Source organism: Piscinibacter defluvii, assembly GCF_004011805.1.
Taxonomy (GTDB): Bacteria; Pseudomonadota; Gammaproteobacteria; order Burkholderiales; family Burkholderiaceae_C; genus Piscinibacter; species Piscinibacter defluvii.
Map to the genome: position 1 here is coordinate 61575 of NZ_RCHJ01000003.1, position 13960 is coordinate 75534.

Consider the following 13960-nt stretch of genomic DNA (forward strand, 5'->3'; position numbering starts at 1 on the left):
GTCAGCCCAGCAGCGCCGCCTCCACCGCGTAGATCTCCGGCAGGTGGCGCGCGATGTTGACCCAGCGTTGCCCCTCGTCGTGGCCGACCCACAGCTCGCCGCTGGTGGTGCCGAGGTAGAGCGCGGGCACCGGCAGGCTGTCCGCCGTCATCGCCTGGCGCTTGACGGTCCACCAGGCCTGGGCCTCGGGCAGGCCCTGGTCCAGGCGCTGCCAGGTGCGGCCGGCGTTGCGTGTCACGTAGGCGGCCGGGCGGCCGTCGGGGCTGGTGCGCGGCCAGACGGTGGTGCCGTCCATCGGGAACACCCAGGCGGTGTCGGCATCGTGCGGATGCACCACCATCGGAAAGCCGATGTCGCCCACCCGCTTGGGCATCTTGCGGCCGATGCGCTGCCAGGTGTCGCCCGGGCGGTCGAGCCGGTAGATGCCGCAGTGGTTCTGCTGGTAGAGCCGGTCGGGGTTGGAGGGGGCGAGGCGCACGCAGTGCGGGTCGTGGAAGGTGACGGTGCCGGGGTCGAAGCCCTCGACCACCTCCAGCCCGCCGATCAGCGTGGTCCAGCTGCGCCCGCCGTCGCGCGACTCGTGCACGCCGCCGCCGGACATCGCGAACAGCAGGTGCGCCGGGTCGCGCGGGTCGACGATGATCGAGTGCAGCTTCGGGCCGTCGGGCGTGCCGTCCTGCACCGTGCCCATCCACTCGCGCAGCTGCGGGTCGTCGTTCACCGCGGGCAGCGGGGTCCAGCGCACCCCGCCGTCCTCGGAGCGGAACAGGCCCTGCGGCGAGGTGCCGGCGTACCAGCTGTCACGCTCGGCGGCGTGGCCCGGGGTGAGCCAGAAGGTGTGGTCGACCGAGCGCGCCGGCAGGCCGCCCGGCGCCGGCTGCGCGAAGGCGGGCGGCTGCTGCGCCTCCTTCCAGCGCCGGCCGAGGTCGGTGGAGCGGAAGATCGTCGGCCCGAGGTGGCCGGTCTTGGCCGCCGCCAGCAGCGTGCGGCCGTCGCGCGGGTCGAGCACCAGGTGGCTGACGCTGTGGCCGAGGAAATGCGGGCCGTCGACCTGCCAGGTCTTGCGCCGCGCGTCGCCGTGGAACAGCCAGGCGCCCTTGCGCGTGGCCACCAGCAGGACGAGGCGCTGCGGCGGCGCGGCGCGGCGCGGCGGGCGGGCACGGGGGGAGCGGGCGGCAGTGGGGCTCATGGCGTTCCTCGGCGTCGGGTTGGAAGGGCTGGTCCCGCACGACGAACGGACCGGGGGGAATTCGACACGCGGCCCGGACCCGGGTCAAGCGCGGGCGCCGGCGGGATCAGGCATTTCACCTAGAACACAAACCGGCGCGCGGCGGTTACTGTGCCGGCACCGCCGTCGCCCGCCCGCCGCGAACCTCCCCGTGAAACTCCATTCGAACGCCCTGCCGCTGCCGCGCCTGTTCGACCGCGCGGCAGGCGTGCGCGACTGGCTGCTCTCCTCCATGCTCGACCCGCGGCGGCGGCCGGTGCCCGTCGCGGCGCAGGACGAGCCCGCCGCGGGCGATGGCGAGTGCCGCCGTTCGCTGCGCTCGGTGCTGGAGCAGCAGGTCATTCCGCGGCTCACGCTGGCGCATCGGGAGGGCATGGCGCCGGAGCGGCCGAGCGCCGTGCCGCGGCCGCAGGCCGACGACATCGCGGCCCTGGCCGCGAGCTGCGCGGCCGGCGACCGCGCCGGAGCCACCCGCCTGATCGAGGCGCTGCGCGCCGACGGGCTCGGGCCGGACAGCGTGCTGATCGACCTGATCGCCCCCGCCGCGCGCCTGCTCGGTCAGCAGTGGGAGGACGACCGCCTGAGCTTCAGCGACGTCACCCTGGGCCTGGTGCTGATGCACGAGCTGATCCATTCGATGGGCTACGAGTTCCTGGACGGGCCGCAGCATGCGGGCGGCGTGCAGCGCGTCATGCTGGCCTCGGCGCCGGGCTCGCAGCACGTGCTGGGCCTGTCGATCGTCTCCGAGTTCTTCCGCAAGGCCGGCTGGCAGGTGGTGCTGGAGGTCTCGGCCAGCAGCGCGGAGCTGTGCCGGGCGGTGCGCAACGAGTGGTTCGACCTGGTGGGCCTGTCCGTCGGGCTCGACGCCCAGCTGCCCGGCCTGCCTGCGCTGGTGGGCGCGCTGAGATCCGCATCGCGCAACCCGGCGACGCCGGTGCTGCTGGGCGGGCCGGTGTTCACGCCGAGCGCGCACCAGGCCGAGCGCTTCGGCGCCCAGGCCATCTGCCTCGATGCACGCGAGTCGGTCAGGGTCGCGAACGCGCTGCTGCGCGACGCCCGCTGAACACCGACGCGGCCGTCACTCGGCGACCGTGTCCACCTGCACGGCGCTGACCGGCCGATGCCGCTCGGCGGCCGCGCGCACGTTGAGCCACGCGCTGGCCGCGCCGCAGATGCCGATGATCGCCATCCCGAACCAGCTCCATCCGTCCGGGACCAGCCCGAACACCAGAAAGCCGGCGAGGGCGGCGACCGCGAGCTGCACGTACTGGAACGGCATCAGCGTCGAGGCGGGGGCCTTGCCGAGCGCCAGGATCAGCAGCAGGTGCCCGGCGGTGCCCAGTACCGCGATCGCGCCCAGGGCGCCGACCTGCACCGCCGGTGCCCCGAGCAGGGTGTCGATCGGGTCGGCGACGCTGGCCAGCAGCAAGGGCGTGGCGATCGTCACGCCGGTGGCGCCGGTGTAGAAGTTGGTCGTGAACGGGTCTTCGTGCGGCGCGTAGCGGCTCGTCATGATCTGGAAGGCCGCGTTCGAGAACGATGCCGCCAGCGGCAGCAACGCCGCCCAGCCGATGAGGCCGCTGCCCGGGCGGATCACGATCAGCGCACCGACGAAGCCGCCCACGACCAGCGCCCAGCGCAGCCGCGACACCCGCTCCTTCAGCCACAGCCGCGCCACCAGCGTGGCGACGACGGGCGTCAGCATCACGATCGCGGTGAACTCGGCGACCGGCATCCGGCGCAGCGCGGCGAAGGCCATCGCCGACGAGAACGCGAGCAGCGCGCCGCGTGCGATCTGGAACATCGGGTTGGCGCTGCGGAACGAGCGCTGCGGCGACAGCGCGATCCACAGCGTCATGATGATGGCGTGCACGCCGTAGCGGGCCCACAGCACCAGGGCCACGGTGAAGTACGCGCCGACGAAGCGGATCGTGGTGTCCATCGTCGCGAAGCAGGTGGCTGCGCCGATCACGAACGTGATGCCGAGCAGGGTCTGGCGGTGCGGTGCCGGTGTCATGGCGTCGAGGCGTCGGCCCACGGGGGCGGCCGAAGAAGACGGGCTCGGTGTTGGCCCGGCCCCGGGTTCCGCCGGGATTGTGCATGGCCAGGTGCCTCTCGCCGGATCGACACCGGTTCACCTGCAGAGCGCGGGTTCACGAGGGTCTGGGCGGACCCGTTCGGCTGTCCGCGCTCGATGTGCGCCCGTTCCGGCGTACCGCGACGCGCGGGCATCCACGGACCCCGACCTCTGCGACGACGGTGGCGTGGCCTCAGGCCGGCGCGGCGGCGGCCCGCGCGATGGCCTCGCTGAGCACGCGGCGGTCGCCGATGTGGTTGGCCAACAGCAGCACGAGCTTGGCGAGCATCTTCTGCGCGTCCTCGTCGCTCAGGCCGCGTTGGGCGTTCACCAGTTCGGCGAAGAAGTCGTCGGGGTCGGCGATCTGCGGGGTTCGGATGAGTGTCATGGCATCACCTGGCGTCGGGTTCAGAGGCAGAGGCAGGCGGTCATCGCCGCGCAGATGCGCGCCGCGTCGAACGAGCGCCAGCGGGCGGCGACATGCTGGTCGGGCCGCAGCAGGTAGGCCGTGCCGGGGCGGGCGTCGCAGCGTTCGGTCAAGAGGCCGCGCATGTCGCGCAGGTCCTGCCCGACGGTGATCACGCGTGCACTCACGCCGTTGTCGAGCCGGACCTCGGCTACCGGCGCCGGCCCGAAGCTCAGGACGACGAAGCCCTGGCTCAGCTGGTTGAGCAGCCAGCCGTCGCGGCCGCGGGCATCCTGCACCGGCGCGTCGGTGAAGTTCGTGCCGGGCGACATCGCGCCGGCAAAGTGCTCCTCGTCCGGCGTGTTCAGGCCGGATTTCACGTAGGGCGTCGGCCGCGAGAGCCGGCCGCTGTTGACCAACGGGCGCGCAAAGGCCTCGTCGTGCGCCAGTTCGAGCACGGCATCGCGCAGCAGGCGCGCGGTGTTGGTCTTGGGCGTGATGAAGTCGGTCGAGCGGGTGGAGTTCAGCAGGTTGTCGTCGGCCGCGAAGGCGCGTTCCTCGTGGTAGCTGTCGACCAGCGCCAGCGGCGCCTGGCCGTCGATCACCAGCTTGAGCTTCCAGATCAGGTTGTCGATGTCCTGCACGCCGGTGTTGGCGCCGCGCGCGCCGAAGGGCGAGACCTGGTGCGCCGCATCGCCGGCGAACAGCACGCGCCCGTAGCGGAACCGGTCCAGGCGCCGGCAGGCGAACTGGTAGACGGACACCCATTCGAGCTCGAAGTCCGCATCGGGCCCGAGCATGGCGCGGATGCGCGGGATGACGTTCTCCGGCTTCTTCGCCTCGTTCGGGTCGGCGTCCCAGCCGAGCTGGAAGTCGATGCGCCAGACGTCGTCGGCCTGCCTGTGCAGCAGCACGCTCGACGGGGCAGGGCGGCCGCCGGGGCCGGTTGCACCGGGGTGGAAGGGCGGTTCGAACCAGAACCAGCGTTCGGTGGGGAAGGCCGCCTTCATCACCACGTCGGCAATCAGGAATCGGTCCTGGAAGAACTGGCCGGTGAACTCGCCGCCGACCATGCGCCGCGTGTCGCTGTTGGCGCCGTCGCAGGCGATCACCCAGTCGGCCTCCAGCTTGAACACGCCGTCGGGCGTCTCGATGGTGAGCACCGCATGGTCGCTCTCCTGCTGCAGGCTGATGAGCTTGTGCTTCCAGCGCAGGTCCACCAGGTCGCTCTTGCCGCAGGCCTCGACCAGGTACTCCTCGAGGTAGTACTGCTGCAGGTTGATCATCGCCGGCATCTTGTGGCCGTCTTCGGGCAGCAGGTCGAAGGTGTAGACCAGGTCTTCCTTGAAGAACACCTTGCCCACCTTCCAGCTGACGCCCTTCTCGACCATGCGCTCGCCGACGCCGAGCCGGTCCCAGATCTCCAGCGGCCGCTTGGCGTAGCAGACCGCGCGCGAGCCGATGCTGACGGTGTTGTTGTCGTCCAGCACCACCGCGCGCAGGCCGCGGGCGGCGCATTCGAGTGCGGCGGTCAGGCCGATCGGGCCGGCGCCGACGATCACCACCGGGTGGCGCTGCATGCGGCCCTCGCGCTGCTCCGCGCTCTGGCGGTAGGCGAACTCCGGGTACTTGTAGGTCTCGAGCATGTCGTGTCGCCTTGCCGGTTCAGGCCTTGGAGGCCGGGCCGAACTCGCCTTCGTGCATCCAGGCCGCGTGGCGCGGCGCGCGCTTGGTGCGCGACCACTCGGCCAGCATGTCCCACTTCACGTCGTCCAGCCGCTTCATCTGCTCGGGCGTGGCGGTGTCGGCGGCCAGCTCGAGGCGATGCCCGTTGGGGTCGAAGAAGTAGATGGACTTGAAGATCGTGTGGTCGGTCGGGCCGACCACCTCGATGCCGGCGGCCTCCAGGCGCGCCTTGGTGGCGAGCATCTCGTCGACGCTTGCCACCTTCAGGGCGATGTGCTGCACCCACTCGGGCGTGTTCTCGTCGCGGCCCATGGCCGGCGAGTTGGGCAGCTCGAAGAAGGCCAGGATGTTGCCGCCGCCGGCGTCCAGGAACAGGTGCATGTACGGGTCGGGGGCGTGTGTGCTCGGCACCTTGTCTTCGGCAATGGCGAGCACGAAGTCCATGTTCAGGTGCTCGCCGTACCAGCGCACGGTCTGCTCGGCGTCCTTGCAGCGGTAGGCGACGTGGTGGATGCGTTGGATCTTCAAGTCGGTCTCCTCGGTGGAGCTCATATAGTAACTGCAGTTACTATGCGGGGCAATGGTCTTTCTGCGTCGGCAACATAAAAGTGCAGCCGCTCGCCGAGGCCTCCGACAAGATAACGAGAGATACCAAAGCGCGTGCCACCCGGGCGCGCTCGCGCGAGGCCTTCCTCGGGGAGCCGCTCAGCGCCTTCAGTCCGGAGCGGACGTCGGCGCGGCCGGATAGCCCCGGCAGAGCTCGCGCGCAGACTCGATGAAGCGCCGATTGCGTGCCTCGGAGCCGCCTTCCCCGATGCGCGGGACGATCCAGCCGACATAGGTCAGCGCCCGCAGCGCGATGAACAGCTCGAGCAGCTCGAGGTCGAGCGCGCGCACCTGCGTGTAGCCGGCCAGCAGCGCGGCCTTCAGGGAAGGGTAGCTCGGCTCGGCCAGGTTCTTCAGCAGCGTGGTCGCGAGGTCGAAGAGGCGGAAGCCGAATCCGGCGTCGTCGAAATCGAGCATGCCGATGCGCGTGGTGCCGTCGAGCATCACGTTCTCGCGCACCAGGTCGGCATGGATGAGCCCGTAGTCGAGTGTCTCGGCGTGCTGCAGCAGCGTGTGGGTCGCGGCGGCGCGGAAGTCTTCGAACAGGCGCCGCGTCGGCGCATCGAGCGCCGGGTTCTCCCAGAAGCGGCCCCACACCGGCGCCTCGCCGAGCAGCCCGTCGATGTCCCAGGCGCAGCGGGTGAAGTCGGCGGGGCGAACCCAGGCGTCGCAGGCGTCATGCAGCCGCGCGGTCTCGCGCCCGAGGCGATGGAACACCGCCTCGGGGTCGGCCAGGGCCAGCGGCTCGCGGCTCGCGCCCAGCGGCCGGCCCGGCAGCCAGCTCAGCAGATCGACCCGCTGCCCCGCGACGCTCTCCAGCAGCCGCCCCCGCTGCGAGGGCACGGGGCGCGGCACATGCAGGCCGGCGCGATGCATGGCTTCGAGCCACTGCAGCTCGGACAGCAGCTCGACATCGCTGCGGTAGCCGGGGCGCTTCAGGCGCAGTGCAAAGTCGCCTGCGGTCGATCGCACGCGGAACACCCGGTTCTCGCGCCCGGCCACGAAGCTGAGGCCCGCCGCCTGCAGTCCCCACGGCGCGAGCGCCGCGCCGAGCTCTGCGCCGGCTGCCGCACTCACTGCTGCCCCGTCATCTCGGCGAGCACAGAGTCGAGCGTGTCCATCAGAAGTTCCAGATGGACGGCTCCGAACGGCATCGGCGGGCGGATCTTCAGCGTGTTCTTGTGCCGCCCGAGCTTGGACAGCAGGATGCCGCGCTGGCGCATCGCATTGACCACCTGGTCCGCGAATTCGGACGCCGGGGTCTTGCGGGTGCGGTCGAGCACGAACTCGGCGCCGAACACCATGCCGCTCTGGCGCACGTCGCCGATCACCTCGTACTTGCGGGCCAGCTCGGACAGGCGCTCGTGCGCCAGGCGGCCGATGTGCGCGGCATTGGCCTGCAGGGCGCGATCCTGCAGCTCGTCGAGCACGGCCAGGGCCACGGCGCACGAGACCGGGTTGCCGCCGAAGGTGTTGAAGTAGCGGAACGAGCGGCGGAAGCGCGCCATGATCTCCGGCGTGGTCACCAGGCCGGCGACCGGGTGGCCGTTGCCCATCGGCTTGCCCATGGTCACCACGTCGGGCGTGACGCCCTGCTTCTGGTGCGCCCAGAAGTGGCTGCCGCAGCGGCCGAAGCCGGACTGCACCTCGTCGCAGATCAGCAGGCCGCCGGCGCGGCGCACGGCCTCGGCGGCGGGCTTGAGCCAGCCCGGGTTCTGCGCCGGAAAGCCTTCGTTGAGGAACAGCGGGCAGACGATCAGCGCGGCGAAGCCGATGCCCGCCGCGTCGAGCTCGGCGATGGCGCGTTCCACATGGCCGGCGAAGCGCTGGCCGTCGGGATCGGGGATGCGGTAGCTGTCCGGCGCCTCGACGTGGCGCAGGTACTGGCCCAGGCCGAAGCCCACCTCCGGCACGTTGCTCCTGGAGAGGTGGCTCACCAAGGTGGTGTTGCCGTGGTAGGTGGCATCGGTGGCGACGATGCCGCGCTTGCCGGTCATCGCCTCGGCCATGCGCAGCGCGATGTCGTTGGCCTCCGAGCCGGTGCAGGTCAGGATGGCGGTGGACAGCGGGTCGTCGAAGGTGGCGGTGAGGCGCTCGACGTAGTCGAGAATGCCCTCGTGCAGGTAGCGCGTGTGCGTGTTCAGTGTGCGCGCCTGGTTGCACAGCGCCTCCACGACACGCGGGTTGGCGTGCCCGACATGCGCCACGTTGTTGTAGCAGTCGAGGTAGCGGCGCCCGTCGGCGTCCCACAGCCAGACCCCTTCGCCGCGCACGATGTGCACCGGCTCGGCGTAGAAGGTGGAGACGTTCGGCCCGAGCAGTTGGCGGCGGCGTTCGATCAGGTCAGGCATGTGTGCCTCCGGTCCGGGCGTCTGGGCCTGCCGTGGGCAGCACGGTGGATTCGCAGGGGCCGAAGCCGATCGAGCGGAAGCCGGCGCGGCTGCAGCGCCCCGCGAGCGACAGGCGGTCGCCGTCCTCGAGGAAGGTGCGCTGCTCGCCGTTGGCCAGGCTGATGGGCTGCCTGCCGCCTTGCGTGAGTTCGAGCAGCGAGCCGGCCTGATCGGGCTGCGGACCCGAGAGCGTGCCCGTGCCGAACAGGTCGCCGCCGGCCAGCGCGCAGCCGTTCACCGTGTGGTGCGCCACCATCTGCGCCACGCTCCAGTACGCCGCGTCGGCGAAGTTGGAGCGGCTGATGCGCTGCGCCGGCAGCCCCGCCTCGCGCATGCGCGGCGTCTGCAGCAGCACCTCCAGCGTCACGTCGATCGCGCCGCCGGCGCGGTGGGCCGCACCGTCCAGGTAGGGCAGGGGGGCGGGGTCGCCCTCGGCGCGCACGAAGGGGCGGCGGAAGGGCGCCAGCGCCTCCATCGTCACGATCCAGGGCGACACGGTGGAGGCGAAGTTCTTCGACAGGAAGGGCCCCAGCGGCTGGTACTCCCAGGCCTGCACATCGCGTGCGCTCCAGTCGTTGAAGAGCGCGAGGCCGAAGACATGCGACTCCGCTTCCTCCAGCGCGATGGGGTGTCCGATCGGATTGCCGGTGCCGATGAAGACACCGAGCTCGAGTTCGAAGTCGAGCCGCCTGGTCGGCCCGAGCGTGGGCTGCGCAGCGCCCGGCGGCATGAGCTGGCCTTGCGGGCGCACGAAGGGCTGGCCGCTGGCGAGGATGGTCGACGCGCGGCCGTGGTAGCCGATCGGCACCCACTTGTAGTTGGGCAGCAGCGGGTTGTCGGGCCGGAACAGCCTGCCGACGGCCGTGGCGTGGTGGATGCCGACGTAGAAATCGGTGTAGTCGCCGATGCGGCAGGGCACGCCGAGCTCGATCTCCGCCTGCGGCACGAGGCAGGGCGCGAGTGCGGCTTGTGCTGCCGAGCCTTCGGCCAGCGCCTGCGACAGCGCGCGCCGCAGCGTCTGGCGCGCCGCCGCGCCGAGCGCCATGAAGGCATTCAGGTCGCCCTCGGCCAGCGGGGCGAGCAGAGGCCGCAGGTCGGCCGGCCAGACCGAGGTGCCGGCGGCGCGGTTCAGGTCCAGCACCTGGTCGCCGATGGCGATGCCGATGCGCCAGGCCTCGCTGCCGCGGCGAAACCGCCCGAACGGCAGGTTCTGGATCGGAAACTCGGTGTCGGCCGCGTTGGCCGAGGCGACCCAGCTGCGCAGCGCCGGATCGTGCGTGGCGTCGAGTTCACTCATGGCTTGAACGCATCCTTGAGCCCCGACCAGCAGTCGGCGTAGTTCCCATCCAGCGCGCCGCAGCCCAGCGCGAAGGCCGTGGGCCTGAAGCGCCAGCGGCTCTCGAACATGAAGGCCAGCGTGTCGTCGAGCTTGTGCGGCGCGAGGGCGGCAGCGCTGGCCTTCTCGAAGGCCTCCGCATCGGGCCCGTGCGGCACCATGCAGTTGTGCAGGCTCATGCCGCCGGGCTTGAAGCCCTCGGGCTTGGCGTCGTACTGGCCGTGCACCAGGCCCATGAACTCGCTCATCAGGTTGCGGTGGTACCAGGGCGGGCGGAAGGTGTCCTCGGCCACCATCCAGCGCGGGGGGAAGATCACGAAGTCGCAGTTCGCCGTGCCCCGCGTGTCGCTCGGGCTGGTGAGCACGGTGAAGATGCTGGGATCGGGATGGTCGAAGCTGATCGAACCGATGGTCATGAAGTGCGCCGTGTCGTACTTCAGTGGCGCGAGGTTGCCGTGCCAGGCCACCACGTCGAAGGGGGTGCGCGACTGCGTGGTGCGCCAGAGCTTGCCGCCGAACTTGCGCACGATCTCGTAGGGCCGGTCCTGCCGCTCCTCGAACGCCGCCACCGGCGCGACAAAGTCGCGCGGGTTGGCCAGGCCGTTGCTGCCGATCGGCCCCAGCTCGGGCAGGCGGAACGGCGCGCCGTAGTTCTCGCAGACATAGGCACGCGACGGGCCCTCGACCTCGACGCTGAAGGCGATGCCGCGCGGCAGCAGCACGATCTCGCCGGGTTTCACGTCGAGCACGCCGAGTTCGGTGACGATGCTCAGCGCGCCCTGCTGCGGCACGACGAGCATCTCGCCGTCGGCGTTGACGAAGGCGCGGCCGTCCATCGAGCGGTTCATCAGCACCAGGTGCGCGGCCATGCCAGCCTGTGCATCGGGGTCGCCGTTGACGACGATCGTGCGCAGGCCATCGACGAAGTCCAGCGGCGCCTCCGGCACCGGCACCGGATGCCAGCGCAGCGGATCGGGCGGCGCCGCCTCGCCCTCCGCGGCGCCGCTTTTCCAGTGCGGCTGCGCGTAGGGCGCGTAGGCGCCGCTGACCACCGACGGCTGGCGCCGGTAGACCCAGCTGCGCTGGTTCTGGTGACGCGGTGCGGTGAAGGCGCTGCCGGAGATCAGCTCGGCGTACAGGCCCAGCGGCGCACGCTGCGGGCTGTTGCGGCCCTGCGGCAGCGCGCCGGGTACGGCCTCGTTGACGAACTGGTTGCCGAAGCCGGCCTGGTAGCGGCGTCTCATGACCGCCCCTCGTCCGACGGGTACGTCGGACGATCCCCCAGGGGGATGCGGGCCGGCTTGGGAGCGGCCCGGCGCTCGGCCCGCAACGAAGAGGTTGCCACAGGAGGTCTCATGGCTGGCCCCCCGTCGTCGGCCGGCCGCCCGCGCGGGCGGCCTGCAAGGCTTCGAGCAGCACCTCGTGCCGGCCGACATGGTTGGCCAGCAACAGCACGAGGCGCGCGTTCAGCGCGTGGCTCTGCGCTTCGTCCAGGTCGCGATGGGTCTCGATCAGCGCCTCGTAGAACGGGTCCGGCGCTTCGAGGTTGGGTTCGGTGATCAGGGGCATGTCGGTGCTCCTCAGGTCCGCGCCAATGCGCGGGTGAGTGCGGCGGCCACGTCGGTCGCGCCGGGCGCGCGCCAGCGCGCGCAGACGTGCTGGTCCGGCCGCAGCAGGTAGACGGTGCCGGGTCGGGCGTCGTAGCGCTGGGCCACCACGCCCTCGGCCGGCAGGTGGACCGCCTGCACCGGCACCAGCCCGGCGCTGCCGGCCGTGACCGCGGCCGCATCGCCGCCGAACACCAGCGCGGAGAAGCCGTTGCCGGCCAGCCGGCGCAGCAGCCAGCCGCCGCCGGGCAGAGGCGCGTCGATGGCGGCCGCGCCGGGCACCATCGCGCCGGCGAAGCCGTCGCGGTCGGGTGTGTTCAGGCTCGAGTCGCGCAGCGTGGCCGGCACCGAGAGCCGCCCGCTGTTGACGATGCGCCGCGCGAAGCCGTGCGTGCGCGCCAGGTCGAGCGCGGCATCGCGGAACAGGCGCGAGATCGGACTCTTGGGCGTGATGAAGTCGGTGGCGCGCGTCGAGTTGAGGATGTTCTCGTCGGCCGCGTACTCGCGCTCGGGGCCGTAGCTGTCCAGCAGCGCGCGCGGCGCCGTGCCGCGCAGCACGAGATCGAGTTTCCAGGCCAGGTTGTCGGCGTCCTGCACGCCGGAGTTGGCCCCGCGTGCGCCGAACGGCGAGACGCCATGTGCCGAGTCGCCCGCGAAGATGACGCGGCCGTGCACGAAGCGGTCCATGCGCAGGCAGGCGAAGGTGTAGACGCTGGCCCATTCCAGCTCGAAGGGCACCTCGCGGCCGATGGCGGCGCGCATCATCGCGTCCACCCTCGGCTTGATGGCCTCGGGGCGCTTCTCGGCCTCCGGGTCGGCGTCCCAGCCGAGCTGGAAGTCGATGCGCCACACGCCGTCGGGCTGGCGATGCAGCAGCACGCTCTGGTTCGGGTGGAAGGGCGGATCGAACCAGAACCAGCGTTCGGCCGGGAAGTCGGCTGCCATCTTCACGTCGGCGATCAGGAAGCGGTCGCGGAAGACGCGCCCCTTGCTCTCCTGGCCGAGCAGCCCGCGCAGCGTCGAGCGCGAGCCGTCGCAGGCGGCCACGTAGTCGGCCTGCACGGTGCAGCGGCCGTCGGGCGTGTCGACCTCGAGGCTCACGCCATCGTCGGTCTGCGTGCAGCCGACCACGGCGTTCTTCCAGCGGATCTCGAGGTTCGGCAGCTCCGCGGCGCGCACCGCGAGGTAGGCCTCGGCGTAGTACTGCTGCAGGTTGATGAAGGCCGGCCGCTCGTGGCCGGGCTCGGGCAGCAGGTCGAAGCGGTAGAGCTGGTCGTTCCTGAAGAAGACCCTGCCGACGTTCCACTCCACGCCCTTGGCGCACATCGCGTCGCCCACGCCCAGCCGGTCCCAGATCTCGAGCGTGCGCTTGGCGAAGCAGATCGCACGCGAGCCGGTCGAGAGCTTGTCGTCGTTGTCCAGCAGCAGCACGCGCTGGCCGCGCTGGGCCAGGTCGATGGCCAGGCTCAGGCCCACCGGCCCGGCGCCGACCACCACCACGGGGTGGCGTGCCGGGCTCGCCGCCGCCTGCTGCGGGCTGCGCCGGGACTCGAACACATGGCGCTGGATCGTGGCGCCGTCGCTCTGGTAGGTCAGCGCCACGGCCTCAGCCCTCCAGCGTTTCCCACATCTGTCGGTCGCGCTCCGCGGTCCAGATGCGCGGGTGCGGGTGGGCGGTGGCCTCGTCGTAGCAGCGTGTCACGTCGAAGGGCATGCAGTGGTCGAAGATGACCCAGTGGCCGTAGGCGGGCTTCAGCGCCGCGTAGGTCTCCTTGTAGACCGTGTTCAGGTCCTTGCCGGCGTCGGCGCCGGCCTTCACGTGTTTCCACACGTCGGCGATGAAGGCGCCGGTCACCTGCAGGCCCTTTTGCACCTGCGCCTCGCCCTTGAGCGCCGGGCCGCGGCCGGGCACCAGCGCGAGCGGCTTCAGCGCGGCGAGGTTCTCCAGCGTCTTCGGCCAGTCCTGGAAGTAGGCGTCGCCGGCGTAGGGGGTGGCGTCGAACTCGACCAGGTCACCCGACAGCAGCGTCTTCTCGCCCGGCAGCCAGACGACGGTGTCGCCCTTGGTGTGGCCGCGGCCGAGCTGCAGCAGCTGCACCTCGAGCTTGCCCAGCCACAGCGTCATCTTCCCGGTGAAGGTCATCGTCGGCCAGGTCAGGCCCGCCGGCACCGTCTCGACGTTGCGGAACAGGCGCGGGAAGCGGCCGATCTCGCTCGCCTTGTCCTGCTCGCCGCGCTCGACGATCAGATCGTAGGTGTCCTGGCTGGCGAGGATCTGCTGCGGCTGGTAGGCACTCGCGCCGAGCACGCGCACCGCGTGGTAATGCGTCAGCACCACGTACCTGATCGGCTTGTCGGTCACCTCGCGGATGCGGCGGATCACGTCGGCCGCCATCGCCGGCGTGGCCTGCGTGTCGGCCACGAGCACGGCGTCGTCGCCGATCACGATGCCGGTGTTCGGGTCGCCCTCGGCCGTGTAGGCCCAGGCGTGCTCCGACAGTTGCTCGAACGTGACCTGCTTCTCGACCAGGTCGGCCTGGCTGGCGAACGCTTTTGCGGACATGCGGCCTCTTGATTTGGTAATGACGAACGAGTTTGCATTGTAAGCCGCGATTTGCCGATGT

The 13960-nt window shown here is 71.2% G+C and carries 13 protein-coding genes; 1 reads left to right on the plus strand and 12 read right to left on the minus strand.

What is annotated here, in order from left to right; all coding sequences use genetic code 11:
* Nucleotide 1: 1 nt before the first annotated feature.
* A complete protein-coding gene (locus D9C15_RS09765) occupies nt 2-1189 on the minus strand; it encodes a WD40/YVTN/BNR-like repeat-containing protein (protein ID WP_240668355.1) in 1188 nt (395 codons plus the stop codon).
* A 190-nt stretch (nt 1190-1379) separates the two neighbouring features.
* Here D9C15_RS09765 and D9C15_RS09770 point away from each other — a divergent pair, with 190 nt between their 5' ends.
* Nucleotides 1380-2291, plus strand: coding sequence for a cobalamin B12-binding domain-containing protein (locus tag D9C15_RS09770; RefSeq protein ID WP_240668356.1), 912 nt, complete (start codon nt 1380-1382; stop codon nt 2289-2291).
* A 15-nt stretch (nt 2292-2306) separates the two neighbouring features.
* Here D9C15_RS09770 and D9C15_RS09775 read toward each other — a convergent pair whose 3' ends face one another.
* The 11 genes from D9C15_RS09775 to D9C15_RS09825 all read right to left on the minus strand — a co-directional run bounded on the left by D9C15_RS09775 (nt 2307) and on the right by D9C15_RS09825 (nt 13899).
* Nucleotides 2307-3245, minus strand: a complete 939-nt coding sequence (locus tag D9C15_RS09775; RefSeq protein WP_127997263.1) for a DMT family transporter — start codon at nt 3243-3245, stop codon at nt 2307-2309.
* Nucleotides 3246-3498: 253 nt separating this feature from the next.
* Nucleotides 3499-3693: a DUF2783 domain-containing protein gene (locus tag D9C15_RS09780; RefSeq protein WP_127997264.1), complete on the minus strand. Its 195-nt coding sequence runs from the start codon at nt 3691-3693 to the stop codon at nt 3499-3501.
* A 20-nt stretch (nt 3694-3713) separates the two neighbouring features.
* Entirely contained in the window at nt 3714-5357 is a 1644-nt protein-coding gene (locus D9C15_RS09785; RefSeq protein WP_127997265.1) for an FAD-dependent oxidoreductase, read from the minus strand.
* 19 nt (nt 5358-5376) lie between these two features.
* The gene (locus D9C15_RS09790; RefSeq protein WP_127997266.1) at nt 5377-5925 is read right to left on the minus strand and encodes a VOC family protein; all 549 of its coding nucleotides are present in this window, start codon (nt 5923-5925) and stop codon (nt 5377-5379) included.
* A gap of 186 nt (nt 5926-6111) precedes the next feature.
* Nucleotides 6112-7080, minus strand: coding sequence for a phosphotransferase enzyme family protein (locus D9C15_RS09795; RefSeq protein WP_205854774.1), 969 nt, complete (start codon nt 7078-7080; stop codon nt 6112-6114).
* Nucleotides 7077-8354 carry an aspartate aminotransferase family protein gene (locus tag D9C15_RS09800; protein WP_127997267.1) on the minus strand — a complete coding sequence of 426 codons (1278 nt, stop codon included), beginning with the start codon at nt 8352-8354 and terminating at the stop codon, nt 7077-7079. Before D9C15_RS09800 ends, D9C15_RS09795 begins: the two co-directional genes overlap by 4 nt.
* Complete coding sequence (fahA, locus tag D9C15_RS09805; RefSeq protein ID WP_127997268.1) at nt 8347-9690, minus strand: fumarylacetoacetase; 1344 nt, start codon at nt 9688-9690, stop codon at nt 8347-8349. The genes D9C15_RS09800 and fahA overlap by 8 nt, the downstream gene beginning before the upstream one ends.
* Nucleotides 9687-10973, minus strand: coding sequence for a homogentisate 1,2-dioxygenase (gene hmgA, locus D9C15_RS09810; RefSeq protein WP_127997269.1), 1287 nt, complete (start codon nt 10971-10973; stop codon nt 9687-9689). Before hmgA ends, fahA begins: the two co-directional genes overlap by 4 nt.
* Before the next feature lie 109 nt (nt 10974-11082).
* Complete coding sequence (locus D9C15_RS09815; RefSeq protein WP_127997270.1) at nt 11083-11298, minus strand: DUF2783 domain-containing protein; 216 nt, start codon at nt 11296-11298, stop codon at nt 11083-11085.
* 11 nt (nt 11299-11309) lie between these two features.
* Nucleotides 11310-12938, minus strand: coding sequence for an FAD-dependent oxidoreductase (locus tag D9C15_RS09820; RefSeq protein ID WP_127997271.1), 1629 nt, complete (start codon nt 12936-12938; stop codon nt 11310-11312).
* 4 nt (nt 12939-12942) lie between these two features.
* Nucleotides 12943-13899: an MBL fold metallo-hydrolase gene (locus tag D9C15_RS09825; protein ID WP_127997272.1), complete on the minus strand. Its 957-nt coding sequence runs from the start codon at nt 13897-13899 to the stop codon at nt 12943-12945.
* Between the last annotated feature and the right edge of the window lie 61 nt (nt 13900-13960).

Excerpts from the sequence above, each read along its gene's own strand:
- D9C15_RS09765 (WP_240668355.1), bottom strand. The coding sequence starts at position 1,189 with ATGAGCCCCACTGCCGCCCGCTCCCCCCGTGCCCGCCCGCCGCGCCGC.
- D9C15_RS09775 (WP_127997263.1), bottom strand. The coding sequence starts at position 3,245 with ATGACACCGGCACCGCACCGCCAGACCCTGCTCGGCATCACGTTCGTG.
- D9C15_RS09780 (WP_127997264.1), bottom strand. The coding sequence starts at position 3,693 with ATGACACTCATCCGAACCCCGCAGATCGCCGACCCCGACGACTTCTTC.
- D9C15_RS09785 (WP_127997265.1), bottom strand. The coding sequence starts at position 5,357 with ATGCTCGAGACCTACAAGTACCCGGAGTTCGCCTACCGCCAGAGCGCG.
- D9C15_RS09800 (WP_127997267.1), bottom strand. The coding sequence starts at position 8,354 with ATGCCTGACCTGATCGAACGCCGCCGCCAACTGCTCGGGCCGAACGTC.
- fahA (WP_127997268.1), bottom strand. The coding sequence starts at position 9,690 with ATGAGTGAACTCGACGCCACGCACGATCCGGCGCTGCGCAGCTGGGTC.
- hmgA (WP_127997269.1), bottom strand. The coding sequence starts at position 10,973 with ATGAGACGCCGCTACCAGGCCGGCTTCGGCAACCAGTTCGTCAACGAG.
- D9C15_RS09815 (WP_127997270.1), bottom strand. The coding sequence starts at position 11,298 with ATGCCCCTGATCACCGAACCCAACCTCGAAGCGCCGGACCCGTTCTAC.
- D9C15_RS09825 (WP_127997272.1), bottom strand. The coding sequence starts at position 13,899 with ATGTCCGCAAAAGCGTTCGCCAGCCAGGCCGACCTGGTCGAGAAGCAG.